Origin of the sequence: Shewanella maritima (genome assembly GCF_043643735.1) — a bacterium.
GTDB lineage: Bacteria > Pseudomonadota > Gammaproteobacteria > Enterobacterales > Shewanellaceae > Shewanella > Shewanella maritima_A.
This window is the reverse complement of the sequence record NZ_JBHZSM010000001.1, coordinates 130,595-153,122: the sequence shown is the minus strand read 5'-3', so window position 1 is coordinate 153,122 and position 22,528 is coordinate 130,595. Positions and strand designations below refer to the sequence as shown.

General features: G+C 40.1%; 23 protein-coding genes. 8 read left to right on the top strand and 15 right to left on the bottom strand.

Features of this window, described 5'->3' with window-relative positions; all coding sequences use genetic code 11:
• Position 1: 1 nt before the first annotated feature.
• The 12 genes from ACHUGF_RS00630 to pseB form a co-directional block, all read right to left on the bottom strand.
• On the bottom strand, positions 2-1,054 hold the full coding sequence (locus ACHUGF_RS00630; RefSeq protein ID WP_394128836.1) for a CDP-glycerol glycerophosphotransferase family protein: 1,053 nt from the start codon (positions 1,052-1,054) through the stop codon (positions 2-4).
• Positions 1,054-2,163, bottom strand: coding sequence for a DegT/DnrJ/EryC1/StrS family aminotransferase (locus ACHUGF_RS00625; RefSeq protein ID WP_394128835.1), 1,110 nt, complete (start codon positions 2,161-2,163; stop codon positions 1,054-1,056). The genes ACHUGF_RS00630 and ACHUGF_RS00625 overlap by 1 nt, the downstream gene beginning before the upstream one ends.
• 48 nt (positions 2,164-2,211) lie before the next feature.
• Complete coding sequence (locus tag ACHUGF_RS00620) at positions 2,212-2,631, bottom strand: sugar 3,4-ketoisomerase (RefSeq protein ID WP_394128834.1); 420 nt, start codon at positions 2,629-2,631, stop codon at positions 2,212-2,214.
• Between the two features lie 61 nt (positions 2,632-2,692).
• Positions 2,693-3,151 carry an acyltransferase gene (locus tag ACHUGF_RS00615; protein ID WP_394128833.1) on the bottom strand — a complete coding sequence of 153 codons (459 nt, stop codon included), beginning with the start codon at positions 3,149-3,151 and terminating at the stop codon, positions 2,693-2,695.
• Between the two features lie 36 nt (positions 3,152-3,187).
• Positions 3,188-4,735 carry a glycosyltransferase family 61 protein gene (locus ACHUGF_RS00610; protein ID WP_394128832.1) on the bottom strand — a complete coding sequence of 516 codons (1,548 nt, stop codon included), beginning with the start codon at positions 4,733-4,735 and terminating at the stop codon, positions 3,188-3,190.
• A gap of 3 nt (positions 4,736-4,738) precedes the next feature.
• Positions 4,739-5,788, bottom strand: coding sequence for a pseudaminic acid synthase (pseI, locus tag ACHUGF_RS00605; protein WP_394128831.1), 1,050 nt, complete (start codon positions 5,786-5,788; stop codon positions 4,739-4,741).
• A gap of 21 nt (positions 5,789-5,809) precedes the next feature.
• A complete protein-coding gene (locus ACHUGF_RS00600) occupies positions 5,810-6,535 on the bottom strand; it encodes a VOC family protein (RefSeq protein WP_394128830.1) in 726 nt (241 codons plus the stop codon).
• On the bottom strand, positions 6,532-8,754 hold the full coding sequence (gene pseH / locus ACHUGF_RS00595; RefSeq protein WP_394128829.1) for a UDP-4-amino-4,6-dideoxy-N-acetyl-beta-L-altrosamine N-acetyltransferase: 2,223 nt from the start codon (positions 8,752-8,754) through the stop codon (positions 6,532-6,534). Before pseH ends, ACHUGF_RS00600 begins: the two co-directional genes overlap by 4 nt.
• Positions 8,747-9,862, bottom strand: coding sequence for a UDP-2,4-diacetamido-2,4,6-trideoxy-beta-L-altropyranose hydrolase (gene pseG / locus ACHUGF_RS00590; RefSeq protein ID WP_394128828.1), 1,116 nt, complete (start codon positions 9,860-9,862; stop codon positions 8,747-8,749). Before pseG ends, pseH begins: the two co-directional genes overlap by 8 nt.
• Positions 9,863-9,866: 4 nt before the next feature.
• Complete coding sequence (pseF, locus tag ACHUGF_RS00585) at positions 9,867-10,556, bottom strand: pseudaminic acid cytidylyltransferase (RefSeq protein ID WP_394128827.1); 690 nt, start codon at positions 10,554-10,556, stop codon at positions 9,867-9,869.
• Positions 10,553-11,701, bottom strand: coding sequence for a UDP-4-amino-4,6-dideoxy-N-acetyl-beta-L-altrosamine transaminase (pseC, locus tag ACHUGF_RS00580; protein WP_394128826.1), 1,149 nt, complete (start codon positions 11,699-11,701; stop codon positions 10,553-10,555). The genes pseF and pseC overlap by 4 nt, the downstream gene beginning before the upstream one ends.
• Entirely contained in the window at positions 11,698-12,693 is a 996-nt protein-coding gene (gene pseB / locus ACHUGF_RS00575) for a UDP-N-acetylglucosamine 4,6-dehydratase (inverting) (protein WP_394128825.1), read from the bottom strand. Before pseB ends, pseC begins: the two co-directional genes overlap by 4 nt.
• A gap of 406 nt (positions 12,694-13,099) precedes the next feature.
• Between pseB and ACHUGF_RS00570 the strand changes: the two genes are divergently transcribed.
• From ACHUGF_RS00570 to ACHUGF_RS00560, 3 genes are all read left to right on the top strand, one after another.
• The gene (locus tag ACHUGF_RS00570) at positions 13,100-15,565 is read left to right on the top strand and encodes a 6-hydroxymethylpterin diphosphokinase MptE-like protein (RefSeq protein ID WP_394128824.1); all 2,466 of its coding nucleotides are present in this window, start codon (positions 13,100-13,102) and stop codon (positions 15,563-15,565) included.
• 166 nt (positions 15,566-15,731) lie between these two features.
• Positions 15,732-16,211 (top strand): DUF2947 domain-containing protein, encoded by a 480-nt coding sequence (locus ACHUGF_RS00565; protein ID WP_394128823.1) that lies wholly within the window; start codon positions 15,732-15,734, stop codon positions 16,209-16,211.
• 32 nt (positions 16,212-16,243) lie between these two features.
• Positions 16,244-16,804, top strand: a complete 561-nt coding sequence (locus ACHUGF_RS00560) for a chalcone isomerase family protein (protein ID WP_394128822.1) — start codon at positions 16,244-16,246, stop codon at positions 16,802-16,804.
• A gap of 85 nt (positions 16,805-16,889) precedes the next feature.
• Here ACHUGF_RS00560 and ACHUGF_RS00555 read toward each other — a convergent pair whose 3' ends face one another.
• The 3 genes from ACHUGF_RS00555 to flgA all read right to left on the bottom strand — a co-directional run bounded on the left by ACHUGF_RS00555 (position 16,890) and on the right by flgA (position 18,523).
• Entirely contained in the window at positions 16,890-17,315 is a 426-nt protein-coding gene (locus ACHUGF_RS00555; protein ID WP_394128821.1) for a flagella synthesis protein FlgN, read from the bottom strand.
• 92 nt (positions 17,316-17,407) lie between these two features.
• Positions 17,408-17,740: a flagellar biosynthesis anti-sigma factor FlgM gene (flgM, locus tag ACHUGF_RS00550; protein ID WP_394128820.1), complete on the bottom strand. Its 333-nt coding sequence runs from the start codon at positions 17,738-17,740 to the stop codon at positions 17,408-17,410.
• 75 nt (positions 17,741-17,815) lie between these two features.
• Positions 17,816-18,523 (bottom strand): flagellar basal body P-ring formation chaperone FlgA, encoded by a 708-nt coding sequence (flgA, locus tag ACHUGF_RS00545; protein ID WP_394128819.1) that lies wholly within the window; start codon positions 18,521-18,523, stop codon positions 17,816-17,818.
• 368 nt (positions 18,524-18,891) lie between these two features.
• Here flgA and ACHUGF_RS00540 point away from each other — a divergent pair, with 368 nt between their 5' ends.
• From ACHUGF_RS00540 to flgD, 5 genes are all read left to right on the top strand, one after another.
• Positions 18,892-19,812 carry a chemotaxis protein CheV gene (locus ACHUGF_RS00540; protein WP_394128818.1) on the top strand — a complete coding sequence of 307 codons (921 nt, stop codon included), beginning with the start codon at positions 18,892-18,894 and terminating at the stop codon, positions 19,810-19,812.
• Between the two features lie 56 nt (positions 19,813-19,868).
• Positions 19,869-20,702 (top strand): CheR family methyltransferase, encoded by an 834-nt coding sequence (locus tag ACHUGF_RS00535; RefSeq protein WP_394128817.1) that lies wholly within the window; start codon positions 19,869-19,871, stop codon positions 20,700-20,702.
• A 154-nt stretch (positions 20,703-20,856) separates the two neighbouring features.
• Entirely contained in the window at positions 20,857-21,255 is a 399-nt protein-coding gene (gene flgB / locus ACHUGF_RS00530) for a flagellar basal body rod protein FlgB (RefSeq protein WP_394128816.1), read from the top strand.
• 2 nt (positions 21,256-21,257) lie between these two features.
• Positions 21,258-21,674: a flagellar basal body rod protein FlgC gene (gene flgC / locus ACHUGF_RS00525; RefSeq protein ID WP_394128815.1), complete on the top strand. Its 417-nt coding sequence runs from the start codon at positions 21,258-21,260 to the stop codon at positions 21,672-21,674.
• 24 nt (positions 21,675-21,698) lie between these two features.
• Entirely contained in the window at positions 21,699-22,484 is a 786-nt protein-coding gene (gene flgD / locus ACHUGF_RS00520; protein ID WP_394128814.1) for a flagellar hook assembly protein FlgD, read from the top strand.
• Positions 22,485-22,528 lie beyond the last annotated feature (44 nt).

Below are 22,528 nucleotides of genomic sequence, written 5' to 3'. Positions count from 1 at the left end.
ATTATCCTCGCTCAAGTTGTTGGTGAATGACTTCAACCACTCGTTGTGATGCAGTGCCATATTCATTGGTGAAATAGGTTTGCCTCAATTGCTGCCTTATTTGCCTTTGCTTATCCCAAAGTGATTGGTTCTGCAAAATGTCTGAGAGTAGATGCTTTTGAGTTTTGTCGATATTAATAATGCTTTCACGTAACAGTATGTCTGGTGAGTCTTCCCCTGAAAGAGAGTCTTGTTCTGCATCTTCCACGTTGACTAACAACAAGTTTAAATCTAGGTATAACGCACCGAAAGCGGTGCCTCCATAGTCACAAATCACAAAGTCACTGATAATGAATAGATCCAGATTGTCATACACATCATTGATCATCACAGTAAAATCGAATGTGTTGAGTGTTTTAATTCGTTCTGGTTCAGCCTCAAGTGACAAAGGGTGGGTTTTTACAATGACATTGTATTGATTTGATATCGCTGAAATAGCTTCTGCGTATTCATCCATGGATGAAAGTTGTAACCATGTCGGTAACCAAAGGATAGTTTTTTTATTTGGATCTAACCCTAGCTCTTCCATCATTCCTTTATGGTTATAGCTTTCATTGAAAAATCTATCGTATCTTGGATATCCCACTTCAACTGTAGGTGTGTTGCACACTGTCGCCATTCGCTCACGCTGATACGGACCAAAACACATGATGAGATCATAATGGCTGTTCCAGCTTGCGAAATTATGTTTGCCTTTGCCTAGCGCATACATTTGCCGAATATTGAATTTGCCCAATATCTTAGTCAGTGGCTTATCTGCAATTTTAAATAGGCTTAAGTTTGAAATAAGGACGTCATATTGATATTTATCAGTAATGACTGATTCTGCATCAACAGCTCTAACCCCGATGGAGTTAACAAGTTGTCGAGTTTTCCTTCTTTCGTAAGGCGTTCCATATATCACAACATCAAACTCAGAAACGTCCAATAGAAGCCAGGTCGCGTGGAAATGTACACAGAGTTCTGCGGCGTGAACTAGGAAACCTAGCCGAGCGTATGTGTGCCTGTTAGTCATTATGAATCCACCGTAAAACTATTCACCGCGTCAATTACACGTTGTTGATCATCAATACTCAGCACGGGGCTGATAGGTAAAGACAGTAATTGATCCTGCATTGCTTCAGCATTGGGCTGAGGTAATAAGTTGTGACTTGCATATGTTTGTTGGTTATTAATGGTATATGGGTAATGGATAGCTGTCTGAATACCCTGTTCGCTCATGTGTTGCATTAGTGCTTCTCGGTGTTTTGTTGTGATGACATATAGATGCCATACATGACGTTTATCGCTAGATAATTTGGGTAAACTGATAAATTTATTATTAATGGCTTGGTCGTAGTGCTCGGCAACTAAGCGTCGTTGCATATTCTCTTGTTCAAGGTGGGGCAGTTTTACAGAAAGAATTGCAGCTTGTATTTCATCTAATCGACTGTTGCTACCCATTTCACTGTGTTGGTACTTTTTCAATGAGCCGTAATTGGCCAATAGCCTAACTTTATCTGCAAGTTGAGGATCATTTGTTGTAACCATGCCCCCATCACCTAACGCACCCAAGTTTTTGCCGGGGTAAAAGCTAAAACCTGCTGCATCGCCCAAATTACCTGAGCGCGTTGTATGAGCGCTAGCTCCAGCCGCTTGCGCAGCATCCTCAAGTATCAAGAGGTTGTATTTTTTGGCGATTTGGTTGATTGCATCCATATCAACCAGTTGGCCATATAGATGCACAGGTATGATGACTTTGGTGTTCTCGGTAATGACGCTTTCAACCGATTTAGGACAAAGATTAAACGTGTCAGGGTTTATATCAGCGAGCACCACGCTTAATTGACAGTTGGTTGCGGCTAATGCTGTGGCAATAAAGGTATTAGCAGGAATAATGACTTCATCATTCGGCTTTAGTTTGTCCAATGCTTGCCATGCTTTTAATATTAAGGTTAACGCATCTAATCCATTACCCACCCCAATGGCATGTTTAACACCGCAAAATTCAGCGAACTCTTTTTCAAATTGTAATACTTCATTGCCATTTATGTACCAGCCTGAGTCGACAACACGATTTACCGCATCCCTTATCTTATTTGAATGAGGTTGATTAACTGAATGTAAATCAAGAAATTTTGTCATTTAAAAAGTGCCATGGATTAAATGGTTGCTAAATTTAAAATAAATCAATCAGGTAGCGCTAGATTTTTCTTCTCTAGTGATTGAGATAAATTGTTTAAAGTCTCTTATATAGTCTTGCTCATCATAGTGTTCACTGGCTAAAACCATTAATACACAATCAGAACTAAAGTCATGCATTTCACGCCAAATCAGTCCTTCAACAAGTAGGCCTTTTTCAGGGCTGTTTAAAGCATAGTCTTCAGCATGTTTGCCATCATGCACTCTGAATCTACAATTGCCAGAAACACAGACAATAAATTGCTTTAAGTTCCGGTGAGCATGAAACCCTCTAGATACGCCCGCTTCTGTATGATATATGCAGTACACCCTTTTCACTTCGAAAGGTATATCTATGGCAGATTCAAATGCTATGAGCGTTCCTCTTTCGTCCCCGAAACTGGGTGACTTTATCAAGGTCACATTATTCATATTTACCTCCGAAGAATCTTATTGTATTTGGGGTTGCCCAAATGGCTTAACTCAATTTTTCCTAACGTAAAACCTTAATGACTTTGGCTGGATTACCTACGACAAGGGTATTAGATGGGACATTTCTAGTGACTACAGCCCCTGCGCCCACCATTGCGCCTTCTCCAATTGTTATTCCAGGTAAAATGGTAGCGTTGGCACCAATGGATACACCTTTTGCAATTTTTGTTTCTAAAATATCTTTTGAGTACACCTTTGAAATAGGGTATTTATCATTAGTAAAGGTGGCATTTGGGCCAATAAAGACATCATCATCAATAAAAATGCCATCCCATAAATAGACACCTGATTTGATTGTTACTCGATGACCAATTAATACTTTGTTTTCAATGAAAGTATGAGCACAAATATTGCAATCTTTTCCAATTCTGGCACCTTCTAAAATAACTGAAAATTGCCAGATTCTTGTTCCTTCACCAATATTGCTGCTCGCAACATCACTTAATTTATGTATGAACACTGCAACCTCTACTCATCATTTTAAAGTCGATAGGTTTTACTCATCACGAGAACTCACTACCTGAAGATTAATACTTTTTAACCAAGATTCGATTTTATCAATATCTATTTGATAAGATTCATAAAATAAATCTCGGGTACTTTTGGCTCTTGTACTATAAGTTAAATAGGCAAGATCAACGCCATAGATATTTGCTAAGTTAGAAAAACATGAAAAATTAGCAAGGTTTTCGGCTTGCCAACACAAGGCTTTCGTTCCAGAGTTGGCAAAGAGTAAGTTCGTCCAAGCAGCGCCCGTTGGTCCGACAACATATTGGCTTTGCTGCATTAACGCGACTTGCTCTAAGAATGTCATTTCTTCGGTGTGGACTAATTCAAAATTATATTGTGCGAGTAATTCAAATACAGCTTGTTGATTGTAGCTTCTGATAGGCCCTTTTCGAGCCATAAAAATGCGCCTATTAGCCTCAACTTTATTATTGTTCAATAGAGCTAAACTATGTTCACGTATGTAATCTAGGCTATTCTGTCTAAAGTAGTTTTGTGATGGTTCACAGTGCCCATAGTTCAAGTTTATTGCGAGATTATTATTCGGCGTAGTGATGGCTAAGAGCTGCTTTACATTATAAAAGTGGCCAGCAGTCAAAGGGATAACTTGTCGGGTTATATTCAGGCTATTAAAGCAATCATTGACTGATGGTATCGCAAGCATATTCTTTGATATCAACAGAGGGTAGTCATCATATTCTGCCCCTAGTTTATCGAGGTAATATAATTGACTCAGTATTTCGATAATACAATGATAATAATTACTTTCAGCGACCCCATTAATCACAATGCCTTTTTCTAATTCTAACGTAGGGTATTGCTTGTGTATGACTGCTGTTTGGCTTTGTTGAACAATGGCACCACCACAAAAATCGCCTTGAAAAGAGTCTTTTTCTAATCCTCTTTCTAGCAGCGCTTTGTCATGTTGAATGAATAAACGACTAGCGCTTTCTATGCAGGTATTAGAGAATTGATATGCACGTACCGCTGGCATATTGACCTTGGCAAATTGCTGAGGCTTTTCTATAAACTTAGGGCCTTGGCCAGTAAAAATAGCTTGAGGTTCAATCTCTTTGAGAATTGATGCTGATTGCGTGTCAAGCCAATTGATAGGAGTTAGTTGGCAACCTGGTTCAACAAAAAGTTGATGACTCATGCTGCGAGTGACAGGGTTTAACCAATAAGAAAAAAACTCAAATGACCATTTAATCGTTTGCTCTTTGAGGGCGGAGGGTTTTATCTCATATTTTGAAAAATACGCAATTTTTTCTTTGGAAATGATCTTTTGAGCCAGTAAGCCTTCTTCGATAGCTTTGTAAGATTGACTCGCAATAACAACATAATCAACATCAATAGATTCAATATCTTTTGGCGCAATGATAGGTTTGCCTAGAAAGCGTTTACCATGAGTTGCAGCATTGTTATCACTGTAACCTAATACATTGACACTAAAAGGGAGATCTTTGCTGAGTTTTTTAGCCATCCCTCCAGTACCAAAGATGATTATTCTTTCTTTTTCAAACCATGACCTAAACATGCATTAGTCCTTTGCTTTCTGGAACATGGTCCAGTCTAGTGGCTCACCAAACTGCAAGTCCCTTAGTGCCGTCTGTCCAAGGACAGTGTGATAATGTTTTGGCGATAAGCCATTACTCGGCCTGATAGAACGGACATTGCTAGCAGTTAACTTTTCCCCTTTTGCAACCGCTTTTGTGACATATAAAGAGCGACGGTGGCACTTAGTTTGTCGCTCTGCCTCAGTACTGATGAAGTTGGGGTGTCCAATGGATTGATAAGCCATTTGACAATTGTCCACGAGCTGTTTTAACTCTTGTTTCTCAAGCGAAAAGGCACTATCTGGTCCACCATCAGCTCGAGAAAGGGTGAAGTGCTTTTCAATGATACTCGCACCGAGTGCGACAGCAGCAACAGAGACACCAATATCAAGGGTATGGTCAGATAAGCCTACTTGGCATTGAAAGGTATCCCTTATTACGGCCATTGTTGATATGTTTGCTTGGGAGGCGGGAGTAGGATATCCGCTAGTGCAATGCAGCAACGCAATGTCCTTTGCGCCAGCATTTCTAGCAGCAGTGACCGCGAGTTCGATTTCACCCAAGCAGGCATTACCCGTTGACATAATTATGGGTTTACCAGTACTGGCGACTTTCTCAATCAGCGGAATATCGACTAATTCGAAAGAAGCAATTTTGTATGCAGGGGCGTTTAATTCTTCTAGAAAGTCCACTGCAGTAGGATCGAAAGGTGAACTAAAAATTATGATGCCAGCTTTATCTGCTTCTTCAAATAATTGTGCGTGCCAATCCCATGGCGTATGCGCTTTTTCATACAAGTCATACAGTTTTGAGCCATCCCATAAGCCACCAGATATCATGAACTCTTCACTGTCGTGATTTATTGTGATGGTATCAGCAGTATAAGTTTGTAGCTTAACAGCGTCTGCTCCTGCCTTTTTAGCTTCATGAATAAGGGCTATAGCACGGTTAATATCGCCATTATGGTTGCCTGACATTTCTGCAATAATGAACGGTGGCTCGCTGGGGCCGATATTTCTATTGGCTATTTTCATATGGCATCTACTTCTCTATTTCTACTTGTCATGGTTTTTCAGGTAGTGTTTAAATTGGGTAAGTTCAGTGATATTGGCCAGTTCAGTTGTACCGATATTGATGTCGAACGCTTTTTCGACTTCCATCGTCAGTACTAGATGTTTAAATGAGTCCCATTGAGGTTGTGCGTCCATTTTTGCATTGCTGATGTCAGTTTCTTGGGTATCAAATAGCTGGTTATAAATCTTTAGCAATAGACGCTCATTATCACAGTGGATGGCTGTCTTTTGCACAGGTACCTTCACCGTACAAATCGTTGATGCTTGCACCTGTAATTGTGCTGGTTTGGCTTCTAATAGCTCAAATAATCCGTGGTCTTCATGGATTAAGAAAGCCACTTTTCTACCGTCAAAAGCATCGTCTGCTCGCGGCTCTACAATGACTTTTGCTTGGCATGTTTGAGCGGCAATAATAGCTTGATCTATATCGTTCACGGCGTAACAAAGGTGATAAGCGCCGCCCCCAGATGATATATGGCCATTAATGGGGGAGTTTGCTGATAATGGTGCCAATATTTCTATGGTGCCAGCGCCGGGCAAATCGACAAATGCATAGCGTACATCTTGTGCATGATTTTCACCGGGACCTCTTATTAGTCGACTGCCATTAATTGAAAGGTAGTCAGTTAACGTGCGATTTAAGTCACGACATGTCACTGCATAATGGTCAACATATTCAATATTTAATGCTGCAAATAAATGACTCATTGCGTTTTTTCTCCTATCGAACGGGTATGCCAATCAACCTTTATTTCTGGTAAATCTGCCTGTTGGCTGGATTGAGGTAGCGCTATTACCCAATCTTTATCTTTTATGGTGAAACCATTATCTTTGTAAAGCGTTTTGACGGGTGCATTTTTGGGCGACTCAATGTAATGTCCGATGATTGAGCTGGCTTGTTGTGTTTGTGCCAGTTTGCATAATTCATCAATAATGACTTTTTCTATATCTCGACCCATTACACGACACGACATGACAAAGTTTTCAATTACCCACTGTTGCGTGTTTGTGTGAGTGATGACGAGTGCTGCAACGCCTTCAAATTGTGCGCGATATTTATCTTTGAGTTTGATATGTAACACCATACTGGTATCAGCTTCGGCCAGTTTTATAAGCTGTGCTTGGTGGTACCTGAGTGTTGTTGTATTAAATTGATTGGTTTTATTAAATAGCTGCAGTGTCCTAGCTTGATTATCCTTTGATAAGGTTTCGATGACGAGGTGCATTTGCAAGCTCGATAGGAAGTCTGTTCTATTAGAAAACGATGCCGCTTCTACAGTCAATGCTTTGCGTTGCTGGTAAAGCTCATTTCTTGCTTTATCTGACTCGGTCACGTGGCATTGCCATAATTCAGGTAATTGGCTAATAAATTGGTACCACTGACTGGGATCTTGAGGCAGGTTTGGCACAAATACCTGAGGTAAATTAGCCGCAACTTCAGCACGTTCAACGGGATTGTCGTCGATAAAACAAAAAGAAGCTAATCCAATATTGAGCTCTTCGGCTAGGCTCTGTATATTACCCGATTTGGGCTGCCAATTGATCCGCCAGCTGACAAAATCCTGTTGTGATAGCTTCATTTCGGGGTGTTGGTTAATACACTGAAGTGCCACTGCTTCGGTGTTCTTACTGCACAGACATAATAACAGCCCACGTTGTTTTAATGACAGGAATAGTTCTTGTAATGCTTGATAAATATTCCCAGGATAATCACCGCCTAACTCAATACCTTCAATACCATCATCGCCAATGACCCCTTTCCATAAAGTGTTATCTAAATCTAACACTATGACTCTTGCTGTTCTTGAATGAGTGGCTAGCACACTACCTATAATCATATTGCTATAGTGTTCTAATGCGATTGGCGTAAATGGTGCACGGGCTAGATACCAGTACTTATCAGAAAACCCGCAACCCATTTGGTTTATAAGGTTGTGATAGGGCAGGACATGGATATTTAGCTGGCTTTGTAGATCATAAATGGATTGGTTCCAGCTCGAAATTAATTGCTGCAAAGGGCTGTTGCATTTTCGCTGTTCAATACTATGTGGAAATGGTTTATGCACTTGCAAATCAGCCACAAACACATTGGAATTGTTTTTTGCTGCAGCTGCTATCAGTTGTATATATGCCTGGAATTTATCCTCTGCTTTAGCGAGGTTTTCCAATGTGATTGTGTCGCAGCTGTCCTCTAAAAAGTCTTCGATACGCTCAATAAACATTAACGCATTATCTGGATGATGAAGTCCTAAGGCATCTTCACTACCTTTTGGGCTATGCAGCAAGATTGGATATTGCCCGAAGTCGACGCTTTTAATTTGATAGGGCAATTGAGGGTAATGAGCACTTTGCTTAATTAATGCTTGTGTTAAAAAGTCAGTATTGTGGGATGCTAACAAATATAAAGCTGGGCGAGAGTCTAGTGCATTAGCTTCATTTGTATACACCATATAGATAACATCTTGGTCTGTCGTTGTTGCATTTGCTGGTGGTTGGCATTGAGTAAAGCCCATTTTTTTATGTAAGGTCCAAGCGAGCGTGTTGTGGCGCTTAGTCTCACAAAATAACTGATGTAACTTCAAGGTCTTATTAGCATATTCAATGACGGCTTGTTCTAGATTAATCCATATTGTGGTTTTTTGAGATTGATTTAAGCTGGCGTTATCTAAATAAAAACCCCACCAGGCAGAAGCATCACTCTTTTCCCACTGGTATATATTGATAACCCCCACCGCGGTCTCATCGCATTCAAAAATAAGCAGTTGGCGATCTTCAGCTTGTCTGGTCTTAGACCACCAAGCTTGATGTTCGACAAGTGAAATCTCATGGTCTGTAAGCATTACGCTTCTGACATCAGGGTGATTGCGCCATTGAAGCACCTGATGTAAGTCATTATCTGTAGCTTGACGCAGGGAATATCTAGCCATTCGCTCGGATCTCTTCCATGGTGCTGACGACTTTTTGACAGCCTTTACCTGAAATCAGTTTCATACAGAGCTTAGATTGCAAAGTTAATGCCATTTTATCGGATATCATGCGCTGAAAAGCATCTTGGTAGTGAGCAGAAGACAGCTTAGTATGCTCACCAAGATACATATGTGCATTAATGAGGTGTAAGTCTTGTGACAATTGACGTTGGTTTAGCGCGAGACTACAGACAATCGCTGGCAAGCCAAGCACACAACGCTCCCATGTGGTGGCGCCTACAGCACCAACATAGAGAAAGGCCTCAGCGAAAATAGCAGCCACTTTCTTAGTTTGTATATGCAATATCACTCGACTTTTTTCAGCGTCACACAATGCCTGAAGACGATCTTTATGTGGGTTATGCTGGCCAATAATCACATCAAAAATATGGTCAGAATGGACGCCAAGCAATCCTAGTAACGCTTTTTCTGTTTCATTATCTCTATCCATTCCGCCAAAAAATAACACAACCCTTTTTTGATTGATTCTTTCAGAGTAAGGCTTAAGTTGTTGTCTGTATGGCAAAAAATCATCACGTAACAAGGCATACTCAGGCCCTAATAAAGTAATGCATTGTGCAGGGACATGTTGCTGATAACGAACAGATGAATCAGAGTAAAAGTTCTGGTCAAGTAATAAGTCACATTCATGTTTTCTATCTGCAAGATCATCGACTTGCATAATCGCGTGAGTTAATGCTTTAACCGCTCTGTGCCAAGTGTGATCAATTGCATAATGATCTGCCACTACCCAATCAAACTTGTTTATCTTGAGATTATTGAGGTATTGGCGAAGCACCGACGTTATCTCACTTATCTCTGTTTCATAATCAACTTCAAGCCAATCACCATGTTGGTTGTGGGCATTTTGGCAGTGCTGTTTAGGAGAGGGCAACGTTATAAGTTCAAATTGAGCTTTAATAATGTCAAATAGATTGCCATTGAGCTTTCTTGAAACAAATAACACCTGATGGCCTGATTGCTGCAACCTTGTCGCTAGAGTGAGCATTCTATACACGTGCCCCGTGCCCATGGTCGTGGATGCATCAACTCTAATGACGACTTGCAAAGTATTATCCTTTCAATGCTTTTTGTAGTAGCAAAGCGTATTCCCAATCTTCTTGCGTATCTAAATCGATGACCCACTTGCGCGAGATGGGGTAGGCGATTGCAGCCTCAGAAAACATCGGAATTTGCTGAACAAATGCGTGTGGTTTGCCCCAGTAAAACTGTCCGACATCATGAAAGCCTTGGGTTAAATCTTGTGAGCGAGTATTAAAATGTTCTGGTTGGAACATTGACACACGTGAATGTTCATCAATTGAAATGGCACGTTGAATAGGAAAAGAAAACTCACATACCGGGAAGCAATAGCTAGCACTGCCATGCTGTTTAATTAATGCAAGGCTATCTCTAATATGCTCAATTTGAATGAAAGGTGCTGTTGCGTATACACAACAAACAAAATCTATAGAGTAGTTTTGCTGTTGGCACCAATCAATCGCGTGGGCAATGACTACTGCAGTTGTAGCATAATCATCAGCAATATTATCAGGGCGAATAAAAGGTGTTTCTGCGCCATAAGACCTTGCGACTTCTGCTATCTCACTATCGTCAGTGGAGACGATGACTTTATCAAAACAACCTGAATTAACCGCTGCATCGATTGAGTATGCAATCAGAGGTTTACCTGCAAAATCTTTGATGTTCTTTTTAGGGATCCTTTTACTGCCGCCTCGGGCTGGAATGATGGCGATATTCATGACAAACAATCGCTCAAAGTCTGACAAATATAATCGACCTGTTCAGTAGTGAGATCTGGGAATAACGGCAAGGTCAAAATTTGTTGATAAAATAGCTCTGCTTGTTCAACGTCACCTTCTTTAAAACCTTGTTCCATATAGTAAGGTTGAAGGTGAATTGGGAAATAATGAACATGTACTTGAATGCCTGCTTCACGCATTTTTTCAAACGTTTTTTTTCGCTTACTCTTATCATGCAACTTTACAATAAATAGATGTCTTGAAGAGTAGCTCGTAGCCAAAGGTGAAACGATATCTAATGGTAGTGACTTGAGTGAATGCGCATAATATTTTGCTAGCTCATTTCTACGCTTAACAAAATCATCCAATCGTGTCATCTGACTTGCACCAAGGGCTGCATGAATATCTGTCATGCGGTAATTAAGTCCTAAAGCATGTTGCTCATAATACCAATCGCCTTCATTTGGTCTGATTAGACTTTCAAGCTGGCGGGTGACACCATGACTTCTCAATAGAGACAGTTTTTCTGCTAATTGTGGTTGGTTTGTCGTTAACATCCCGCCCTCTGCCGAGGTGATAATTTTTACGGGATGAAAGCTAAAAACACAAATATCGCTGTGGCTACAACTGCCGACTTTATCACCTTGGTATTCGCTGCCAATCGCGTGAGAAGCATCTTCAATGATGGCAAAACTATACTCCTTTGCTAACTGGGCTATTTGCTTCATATCACATGGGTGGCCAGCAAGATGCACAGGGATGATGACGTCGGGCAATTTATTATGTTGTTTAGCCTTGATTAATTTGTTCTCAAGCGCTTTAGCACACATGTTGCCAGTTGCAGGGTCTACGTCCACAAAGTCAACTTCTGCACCACATAGTTTTGCACAATTTGCAGAAGCGACGAACGATATGGGTGAAGTCCATACTCGGGAGCTTTTATTGATGCCAAGGGATAGACAAGCAATGTGCAGTGCTGAGGTAGCACTATTTACTGCAACAGCAAAAGATGCAGTTGTATAGTTGCACATGGCTTTCTCAAACTCTGGCACTTTTGGGCCCTGAGTTAAGAAATCGGATTGCAGAACCGCTAATACTTGGTTGATATCAGATTGATCAAGGTTTTGCTTTCCATACGGGATCATGCAATAGCATCCTGCTCAATGATTTCATCAATGGTCAAGAAATGCTGATTATTACCTGAGTGATATTCGAACCCTTGTTCAACGGGTGTTCCTGACTCATTTAAACCGTTAACGCAATAATCCATTTCTTTGCCAAAGAACTTTATACTGGGCGAGATAACGTAGTGGTCATCAAATTCAATTGTGTGGTGTGAGTCGTCAGCAGGGCACATTATTTCATGCATTTTTTCACCTGGGCGGATGCCTACCACCTCTTGATCTAAATCAGGTGCATAAGCTTTGGCAAGCTCAGTGATTTTGATAGAAGGAATTTTAGGAACAAATATTTCGCCACCTTGCATACGCTTAAAGTTTTTAAGCACAAAGTCGACACCATCTTGCAAAGTAATCCAAAAACGTGTCATGTCAGGGTGGGTGATAGGTAGCGACGTGGCACCTTCTGCAATACGTTGTTTGAAGAAAGGCACAACAGAGCCTCTCGAGCCAATGACATTACCGTAGCGTACAGCTGCAAACCTAGTATTACCTGTACCAACCACATTATTAGCGGCAATAAATAACTTATCAGAGGCCAATTTGGTCGCGCCATACAAGTTAATAGGGTTTGCTGCTTTATCAGTTGAGAGGGCTATCACTTTGGATACGCCATTTGTAATAGCCGCACGAATAACGTTTTCAGCGCCATGAATATTGGTTTTGATGCATTCCATAGGGTTATATTCAGCGGCAGGCACTTGTTTCATTGCTGCGGCGTGAATTACATAATCTACATCTTTAAAGGCTTGCTTTAATCTTTCAGGATCCCTGACATCACCTATGAAATACCTCATACAAGGGGCATTGAATTTTTGCTGCATTTCGAATTGCTTTAATTCGTCACGAGAAAAAATAATAATCCGCTTAGGTTGATATCTATCTAGTAGTGTTTGGGTATATTTATGCCCGAATGAGCCAGTGCCTCCGGTAATGAGTATGGACTTATTGTTGAACATAATTTCTCCTAAAAAGATTTGTGCAAACCTTTTACGCTTCAAGCAAGATTCAGTGTTAATTAAATGACACTATAAAGTATCTTTTACTCAAAGCAAAAAATAGACCAGTTGCGATACATTGGGCAAGTTATATTTCATGTTGTACAGTAACTCTTTAGTTATTTGATTGTTTTTTAATCTTAAATTGATGATGTGCATCTGAGAATGACAAGGCTTACAAGCTGCAAATAGGAAGCTTAAATAACGGTGTATATTTAATCTCGTTTACTGAAAATGTGTATTTGAGATTATGGCTTGGATATTGCTTATTTGATGGAATTAATATCAATATGCATACAATCAGTGTATTTATTGTGGTCAAACAATAAATTTTTGACGCTGAAAAATAGATTTGTGAAGGAAAATAATGGATACGTTAATCAACCCAGCACTACAAACAGTCAAACAAAGTCGATTTGATGAGCATTACTTTCCGGCAATTAATCAAAATCAGTTTGAAAAGTTAGACTCATCTTCTTTGTTTAAATCACGCTTTAGCGACTTTTTACAGCCCAATACATTGAACCTTGTCATCGGTCTTGATTCTGGCTTATTAGCAAATTATGTCATGGAAATGGATTTACCTAAAGGCAGTAAGTTTATCTTTGTTGAGTTAGATGAAGTTACCCAAGTACTGAATATTGAGATAGAACCTGAGCAACAGAACGATATTTTTGTATGTAATCTACAACAATTGCAGCTACTGCTCGCTAAACCGTCGATTCAGCTTTATTTTGAAAAGTTTGAATGTCGAGTAACGGACTCTCTTGGCGCAGCAGCACTGCACCTTGAAGGGTATCTGCCTCTTAAAAATGCTGTGCAATCATTGTTAAAACAGTCTTCATTACAATTAGCAAATATTTTGTGTGTGCAGCGTTTTGTCGATAAGCAACTAGAGAATCTTGCTGATAATCAATACAGTGCAAAGTCGGTATTGAAGGATATCGATACTAACAATAAAACATGCATTGTGGTGGCAGGAGGGCCTTCGTTAGATCAGCATATTGATTGGATAAAAAGCAACAATGACAGGTTGTTTGTTATTGCAATTTCTAGAGTCGCAGGCAAATTGTTTAAAGCCGGGATTACACCACACCTTGTGGTGACTATTGACCCATTGAATTTAAGTTTAAGTGTTAGCCGAGGACTCTTTGAATTAGCGCAACATTGCATATTGGTTAACGGTTACCACGCAGCCTCTGAAATAGTTGGACAATGGTCAGGTACAAAATGTTATTTGGGTAACCAATACCCATGGCAACAAGAAGATAATTATTTTCTTGCAGGCCCAACAGTCACAAATGCTGCAGTGAGTATTGCGGTGGAAGCTGGCTTTAAACAAATCATTTTCAGTGGAGTGGATCTGTGTTTTTCGCCTCAAGGACATACTCATGCAAAAGGTAGTTTAGAAGCTGAAATAAACCCAGTCATGTTAGGTCATATTGGTCAATGGGTTGAAACTAATGATGGACTGCTTGCTGAAACCACCATTCAAATGTTTACCGCGCTACGCTCTTTACAAACAGAAGTAGAAGCTAGCAAAGATGCTAAATTTATTAACTTAGCGCCCCAAGCGGGTAAAGTTGAAGGCGTTGACTGCATTGCCTGTGAAGATATCAGAATTGGGCAACCTGTTATCAATGCCAAAGAGCTACTGTTAAGCGTCAATACTAAGATTAAAGCGATTAATATTAAACAGACCCTGCAGCAGATTAGTAAGCAGCTTAACAGCCGTCAGGTCACTTTAGATAAGTTAAAAGGGTTGGTGCATGAGTCGATTCAGTTGTGTGAACAGTTAAACCTTGGCCTAAAACCTAACCAGCTAACTAAGGCACAAAAACAGCTCAACCGGAATGAAACTAAAATTAATCAGATAGATGAGGCTTTGGTTAAGTTATTGAAAACTTATGGTTACCGTCATTTTATGGACTTTTTGGCGTTTCAAGATCAAATGCAGTCAGGTACAAACAATGATATTGAAAAAACAATGCTTTACTATCAGTGTTTTAAATCTGCCATTCTCGCTTTGTCTTCAGCGATTGAACTTGCATCTAGAAATGTGTCTACTCGCATAAGTGAACTTGATGAGAACACCCCATTAAATGTATTAACACCAGTTTGGCTTAAGCAAAACCAGCCAGCTAGAATAGCTATTTGGCAAACTATGCACAGTCATTTAGCAGATAATGACCCAGAATTTACTCAATTATATGATGAGTTGATGAGCCAGGCTGAGCCGGTTAGCAAGCCTTACCAAAGCTACATTAAATCACTATCCAAACTAGAGCCAGTTTATAATAAAATCTTATTTTTAAGAGGTGAGCGCCACTTGCCTGGTCTGAGGTTGATGGTTGACTCTCTTCATCCATATGTAGGTAAAGGTGACTCACAAGCTGACAAGTTATACTTGCTGGCGTTGAGTAGTAAGTTAGAAATAGAAGATAATTTAGAAGAGGCTCTAGCTAGTATTCTGAAGGTGCCAAAAAATGATCGCGAACTTGCGGAATTAAAGCAGATAATCAATTTATCATTAAGAACGAACAACTTGGATACAGCCATTGAAGGCTTTGAGGCCATATTTCAATTTACTGATGCTCATTGCTTGCAACATGCGCAAGTGTTGAAGATTAAAGGTAATATCCAAGAGTCTGTTAATTTGTACTTAGATCACCTAGATAGGTATCCACAAGATCTTAGCGCTTGGTTGGCGCTTGGGGTGTTTATGTATGATATCAATCAGCAAGATGCAGCATTAACTGCTTTCAATAATGCATTAGATGTGGCCCCTACAAATACAGTAGCGCAGGAATATATACATAAACTTAACAAGTAATGTCATTGTTTACATTTTATATTCGAGCTCGGTGACATATTAACTTGTGTACCGAGCCGAGCACTATCTGAGTACAAGATGCTTATATAACCCACTCATTTGGTTTCAAAGCTAACTAAAAGCACATATAATTCCCGCTTTATTATTTGAACTACTGGGAAATGCTTTGAGCCATACTTATATCCCCCTAAATCAATACAAACGAAAGTGGATTTTTAATCATAAAGATCTGCCTGTCACAGAAGCGGATCAACTACAGATAAAGCCGCTAAGTGATAAGAGTGCGATGCAAGTGTGGAATAAATGGATCAGTAATAAAAGTAGTCGAGCTGAGCAATTTGCTAAAGGGGATTGGGCAGCTAAAGATTCAGCCTGGAGTGTAACTGAGCATTGGCAATCCGCTTGGGACTCAGAAGACAATAGTCTGCCAGAAGGTTTATTTGAACATATTGATTGGCTAGATGATGACGTTGTGTTTTTTTGCTACGAAAAGTACCAAGTCATTGAGACTCGATGGGACGTTTTTGTACGCAACTGGAAGTGTTTTTTATTTTTCGATGATGGCCCGTTGTTGATTGCACCGCCGCATAAACAAGCGGTGATGTTTGAACAGTCAGGCCAATTTAAACTGGGTCAACGAGGATAGTTACCTTCAATTTTACTATTTTGGGGATACAAATGAAGAAATTACTATGCTGTGGTGCATTGTTGATGTCAGTGGTGACTGCGGGTGTACAAGCTAAGCAAGTCGCGGGTATCGAGTTAGAAACTAGGGTATCGGCACAAGGTCAAGAGTTAAAGCTTAACGGTGCAGGCGTGAGAAGTAAGTTCTTTATGGACTTATATGTTGGCAGTTTATATTTGCCTGAACCACAGACTCAACTTGAAGCTGTATTAGCGCAGAATGTTGCTGCTGTTAGACTCAATATTACTTCTGGCATGATTACTTCTAAACGAATGACTGACGCCATTACAGAAGGTTTTGAGCTAGCTGCGGGTAATGATTTGCCAAAGCTACAAGAGAAAGTGGATACCTTTATGGCAATGTTCACTGATGAAATTACTGAAGGTGACCAATTTACTTTTGTCACGACTAAAGACCAAGGGGTTGAAAGCTTTAAGAATGGTCAATCACAAGGCAGTATTGAAGGTGAAGACTTTAGACAAGCGCTGCTGAAAATTTGGTTAGGCGATAAGCCTGCCCAACGCAGTTTACGTAAGGCTATGCTCGCGCAATAAACTGACTTTGCATAAATCTAAAAAGCGCCAGAAGGCGCTTTTTTTGTATCTATGTTGAATATGAAGAGGCCACTAGTAATGCTATCTAGGCCTTGAAATCACTACCAAGGGTTGAAATAGTAGAGGTTTTTCCTTTGTCATCATAGGTCATACTAGAAGAGTTTCTACTTGCTTGTAGCGCCTGAGTAAAGCGATTAATGCTTGCCATACTCAATTCAATCAAATTTGCATTTTGCTGATTGAGCTCTTTACACTCTTGAAGTAATTTTTTGGCTTTTTGAACTTGCTCGACTAATGATGCTTCACTTGCCAGTAAGGTGTGCTCTGGGTGTTGAGCAAGTGCTTTATCTTGAGTTTCAAGTTGGCTTAGATGAGTTTGCTTTTGAGCTGCGATATCTAATAATTTGTCCGCATCTTGATCTATCAAGGCCTGCTTTTCTGCAGATATGATTTGACGCAGCGACGCCAAAGTTGCGTGCTGTGAAGAGAGCATTTGTTGTAGTTCAGTCATTAGGTTACTCATTTTGTGGCTAAATTTTTGAATAAGATTAACATGCCTTCAATAAAGAAAACTTAGCGCTGTATCAGAGTAACAAAAATCTGCTACTCGTTATTTAAGTTTAAACCCGACAGTTCAGCTTCAAAGTTAGCAATGTTTGCTGCCAACTTTTCTGGGTCAACTTTATAACGACCTTCAGAAATCGCTTGTTTAATCTCAGCAACTTTTACTTGGTCGATTTCTGGTAGTTCAGCCATCTTTGCCTGTGCGCTTTGTAGTCCTTGGGCTTGTGATGTAATACTCACAGAGTCACTTTTAACAGTACTATCAGCAGAATGCGAAGGTGCTGTTTCAGCTTGACGAGCGTTTTTCGCACCTTTATTCGTGTGCAAAGGAGTACTCGTCGCAGTTTTTATCTTGTTAATGTCAATTGCCATTGTCGGCTCCAACGTTATGAAGTTAGGTTTCCCTGACCTTCTATCGGCGAGCAAAGAAAAACCTTTAGGGGTATTTTACATTTTAACTTCGACTTCGCCAACGCCTATAACAATGGCATCTATCTGTTTATTTGAATTAGTATTTTTTACTCTAATGACATCTCCCACATTACCATCACGCATAGCTTCTCCTAAGGTTTTTATTTGCAATGAGGGAGTAATTGCCCATATAGAGACTGCGTCACCTTTACAAACAAAACACAAATTACGTTTCAGGATAGGGGTTTCTTTGCTTACTCTACGTTTGACCCGTGTGCCTACGACGTCACTTATTTGACTATAGTAGTCTCCACGTAAGCTATATTGGTCGATATAACGAGTACTTATCTGATCTAGGGTGAGCACTTCACCTGGACTAATGATTTCATTAGCGATAACAACAGGAAACAACACTTCTACTCTTACTGAAAGGTATATTTGCCAAGGGTAGGCTAAGTCAGGGCTATTGCAGCTGATTTTGACTGTATTAGTTCGGCCAATAGGCCTATCTGTCGCTAACGTAGCAGTAATTGGTTCAATACACCTCGGTGGAGGCTGTCTACCGTCAAGGCTTTGCGGCAAAATGTTAATTTTTGAGTTTGGTCGAGGTTCAATTTTTTTTGCGACAGCCTCTTTAGCAAGTTCATTTAAGGTCGATAAGCTAGGTGTGATGAATTCTTCACCGGCGAAAGCAGGTAAAATGTTCAAATACAGACTAAAAATGATTAAAAAATTAACTTTCATATTGAAGATACTGGTTAGTTTTACCAGATTTCACCTATACTTTTGATTGTGTTGTCTAACTTAAATCTGCATTTTCAGTTTACTATTGCTTTACAAATTGTTAGCAAGTCGACTTTTTGACAATAAATGTTAGTTTTATAACAGACAATTTGTTCAAATAGCGTTTTTATATGCAATACGTATGTATGACGTCAATGAATTCACTTTTTAGGGTGTTTCAATACGATAACAGCAAAATGTGTGCCTTTAATTGTTTTCTTGGTACATAGAAACAATTATATGCCGATTATTTGTATAGCAACCGATTTGCTATCGACTATTCTTAGTCTGCGAATGAGAAATAAAATTAACTACAACAAGGCAGTGTTATGTCGAGTATTCTTGAGTCAGTAAACAAACGCACCCAACTCGTCGGTCAAAACAGGTTAGAGCTTCTTCTATTTAAATTAAACGGCCGTCAACGCTTTGGTATTAACGTATTTAAAGTGAAAGAAGTATTACAATGTCCGCCTTTAACCAGCCTCCCAAAGTTGAACCCCTTTATCAAAGGTGTGGCCCATATTCGCGGTGCGACGATTTCCGTGATTGACTTGAGTGCAGCAACGGGTGGCCGTCCATTAGAATCGACTGAGAACTGCTTCATTATTATTTCTGAATACAACCGAAGTGTTCAAGGATTTCTGGTGAGCTCTGTTGAGCGTATTATCAATATGAATTGGGAAGCTATCATGCCACCGCCGCAAGGCGCAGGTCGATACTCTTACTTGACAGCAGTGACAGAAATAGAAGGTGAGTTGGTTGAAATTTTAGATGTGGAAAAAATTCTTGATGAAATCTCACCGGTGAAAACAGCGATCAGTGATGAAGTGAATGAGACGCTAACGATTGATAGAGAGCGTAATTACCACATTATGGTAATAGATGACTCAGCTGTAGCACGTAAGCAAATCATTCGTTCACTAGAATCGCTTAATCTACAAATTGATACTGCTAAAGATGGCAAGGAAGCGCTTGATAAACTCAAAACTGTTGCAGCAGAGATGGATGATGTGTCTGTTGAAATACCATTAATTATTTCAGATATCGAAATGCCTGAAATGGATGGCTATACTCTTACAGCTGAAATTAGAGATGATCCTAAACTTAAAGATATCAAGGTTGTGTTACATACTTCGTTAAGTGGTGTGTTCAATCAGGCAATGGTTGAGAAGGTAGGCGCCAATGATTTTATTGCTAAATTTAACCCTGATGAATTAGCCGAATCCGTAAATAAACATTTAAGTTTATAAGCTAGACCCTGTGTCTTGTATCGAGCGAGTTTTCGCTCATTATTTAGGAAGTAAATGTGCCAAACAAATCACTTGCTGAGTCAGAGTACAATCAATTCAGGCTGTTCTTAGAGCAGCACAGCGGGATTGTACTCGGTGAAAATAAGCAATATTTAGTGCGTTCGCGTTTAGCCCCTTTAATGGGGAAATATAATTTGCCTTCATTATCTGAGGTAGTTAAAAGCTCAATGAAGCCGACAGAAAGGCAACTACGAGCTGAAGTCATTGATGCGATGACTACCAATGAAACCCTATGGTTTCGTGATCGTTACCCCTTTGAGCTATTGCAAAATACTTTGCTGCCAAATTATGCCAAATTAGGTCGGCCGCTAAAAATTTGGTCGGCAGCGTGTTCATCTGGGCAAGAGCCATATTCATTGGCAATGACAATTCTCGAATATCAGCAGAAAAGGCCTGGGCAGTTTGTTGGAGGCGCATCTATTCAAGCGACCGATTTATCACCTTCAATGCTAGAGCGCTGTAAAGAAGCTGAGTATGACAGTCTAGCTCTAGCCCGTGGTTTATCTGAAGAGCGTAAGCGTCAGTTTTTTGATGCTTTGCCGTCGGGTAATATGAAAGTTAAAGATAATGTTAGGCGCCTAGTAAACTTTAGAGCACACAATTTACTTGAAAGTTATTCTTTACTGGGTAAGTACGACATTATCTTTTGCCGAAATGTACTTATTTATTTTGCCCCTGAGGCAAAAGCGAAAATTCTGCGGCAATTTGCTGCCGCATTAAACCCTAAGGGAATATTGTTTTTAGGTGCATCAGAGTCTATTGCAGGTTTAACTGATGAATTTGATATGGTCAGATGTAACCCAGGTATTTATTACCAGAAGAAAGTCTAACCTTTGATTTAAATATTCAGCTTATTATGCTTTTGGCGCGCATTTTTCTATGAAATGCGCGCTATTCAATTCAACTCAATATTTTTCACTCATTCCTATAGAAATGGCATAGCCTTTGCTTTGATAATTATAGTTAGTTATCGGAGGCAATTTTATGGCGATCAATTTTGACAATGCACTCGGCGTTCATCAGTACTCTCTCGGCGTACGTGCACAACGTGCTGAGGTGTTATCGAGCAACATAGCCAATGCCAACACTCCGCATTACAAAGCACAAGATGTAAATTTTGACGCGGCAATGCAGGCGGCAAAGTCTCGCCAGCAAGGTCTGTCTATGACCAAGACAACCGATAAACATTTCGATTTGGCGGCGCTTACTCAGCAACATGTTCAGTACCGTGTCCCTAATCAACCTGATACCGGTGATGGCAACACGGTTGATATGCAGCAAGAGCAATCGGCCTTTATGCAGAATACCTTGGAGTATCAAATGTCACTTGGTTTTCTTGAGGGCAAATTCAACGGCATGCGTAAAGCATTGACAGGGAACTAGCAATGAGTTTATTCAATATTTTTAATGTCTCTGGTTCAGGTATGAGTGCACAAACTGTTCGGTTGAATACAACTGCCAGTAATATTGCCAATGCAGAGTCTGTATCAAGTAGCAGTGATCAAACCTATCGTGCAAGACATCCGGTATTTGAAGCTGAGTTAGCCAGAGCACAAGGACAACAGAGTCCTGCTGCATCAGTAAAGGTGGCCGGAATTGTTGAAAGTGATAAGCCACTTTTGAAAGAGTTTTCACCTAGTCATCCAATGGCAGATGCTGATGGTTTTATTTATAAGCCTAATGTCAATGTGATGGAAGAAATGGCAAACATGATCTCCGCTTCACGCTCGTATCAAATGAATGTACAAGTGGCTGATGCAACTAAATCTATGTTGCAACAAACACTTAGAATGGGTAAATAGCATGATTTTACTAGGGGGTATTAAGTGAACCTCGTTAATCCATATAGTCAGTCTTTACCTCAGGTAGGGGCGAGCAGTTCAAATACGTCAGCATCGACAACTGCATCTGTGCAACCGCAAACCACGGAATCTTCAACTGGTAATCCATTTTTAGATAATGTGCGTTTGCCTGACAGTAATGCAACGCCAGAACCCAATGACAATATGCTTAAGCAGGAAGATTTTTTTGCTTTGCTCAGTCAACAGTTGTCAATGCAAGACCCATTTAAACCTGTTGAAAATGACCAGATGATTGCGCAGATGGCATCATTTTCAACTGTAGATGGTATTGCCAATCTTAATCAGGAAATTTTGAACCTCAATGAGGTGATGAGTTCCAGCCAGGCATTACAAGCGTCAAGTTTAGTGGGTCGTAAGGTACTTATTCCATCTGACTCAGGCCATGTTACTGCTGAAAGTGGCGGCGTATCAGGTGTAGTCAGTACACCAGAAGCAATTGAGAAAATCACTATCCGGGTTGAAGATGAGTCAGGCCAGTTAGTGACTACATTTGAAATTGATGGCAGTGAAGGAGGCAATGTCGAAGTTGAATGGGATGGGCTAGATAGCAAAGGTGAGCCTGTTGCGGATGGCATTTACTCGTTAAAAGCCAGTGGTGATGTTGAAGGTCAGTCTCAAGAGTTACCTGTTTCGACCTATGCACATGTGACGAGCGTGTCTTTAGGTAATACGTCTTCTGGACCTATTTTGAATCTTCGTGGTCTTGGCGGCATTTTATTATCAGACGTATTAGCAGTTTCAGAAACATAGTTTTAATCATTACAGACAGAATGTGATTACACATTATTGTTAAT

Bases quoted from the DNA above. Each gene is read 5' to 3' on its own strand.
- ACHUGF_RS00630 (WP_394128836.1), bottom strand. From the start codon at position 1,054: ATGACTAACAGGCACACATACGCTCGGCTAGGTTTCCTAGTTCACGCC.
- ACHUGF_RS00625 (WP_394128835.1), bottom strand. From the start codon at position 2,163: ATGACAAAATTTCTTGATTTACATTCAGTTAATCAACCTCATTCAAAT.
- ACHUGF_RS00620 (WP_394128834.1), bottom strand. From the start codon at position 2,631: ATGAATAATGTGACCTTGATAAAGTCACCCAGTTTCGGGGACGAAAGA.
- ACHUGF_RS00610 (WP_394128832.1), bottom strand. From the start codon at position 4,735: ATGTTTAGGTCATGGTTTGAAAAAGAAAGAATAATCATCTTTGGTACT.
- pseI (WP_394128831.1), bottom strand. From the start codon at position 5,788: ATGAAAATAGCCAATAGAAATATCGGCCCCAGCGAGCCACCGTTCATT.
- ACHUGF_RS00600 (WP_394128830.1), bottom strand. From the start codon at position 6,535: ATGAGTCATTTATTTGCAGCATTAAATATTGAATATGTTGACCATTAT.
- pseH (WP_394128829.1), bottom strand. From the start codon at position 8,754: ATGGCTAGATATTCCCTGCGTCAAGCTACAGATAATGACTTACATCAG.
- pseF (WP_394128827.1), bottom strand. From the start codon at position 10,556: ATGAATATCGCCATCATTCCAGCCCGAGGCGGCAGTAAAAGGATCCCT.
- pseC (WP_394128826.1), bottom strand. From the start codon at position 11,701: ATGATCCCGTATGGAAAGCAAAACCTTGATCAATCTGATATCAACCAA.
- pseB (WP_394128825.1), bottom strand. From the start codon at position 12,693: ATGTTCAACAATAAGTCCATACTCATTACCGGAGGCACTGGCTCATTC.
- ACHUGF_RS00570 (WP_394128824.1), top strand. From the start codon at position 13,100: ATGGATACGTTAATCAACCCAGCACTACAAACAGTCAAACAAAGTCGA.
- ACHUGF_RS00560 (WP_394128822.1), top strand. From the start codon at position 16,244: ATGAAGAAATTACTATGCTGTGGTGCATTGTTGATGTCAGTGGTGACT.
- ACHUGF_RS00555 (WP_394128821.1), bottom strand. From the start codon at position 17,315: ATGACTGAACTACAACAAATGCTCTCTTCACAGCACGCAACTTTGGCG.
- flgM (WP_394128820.1), bottom strand. From the start codon at position 17,740: ATGGCAATTGACATTAACAAGATAAAAACTGCGACGAGTACTCCTTTG.
- flgA (WP_394128819.1), bottom strand. From the start codon at position 18,523: ATGAAAGTTAATTTTTTAATCATTTTTAGTCTGTATTTGAACATTTTA.
- ACHUGF_RS00540 (WP_394128818.1), top strand. From the start codon at position 18,892: ATGTCGAGTATTCTTGAGTCAGTAAACAAACGCACCCAACTCGTCGGT.
- flgB (WP_394128816.1), top strand. From the start codon at position 20,857: ATGGCGATCAATTTTGACAATGCACTCGGCGTTCATCAGTACTCTCTC.
- flgC (WP_394128815.1), top strand. From the start codon at position 21,258: ATGAGTTTATTCAATATTTTTAATGTCTCTGGTTCAGGTATGAGTGCA.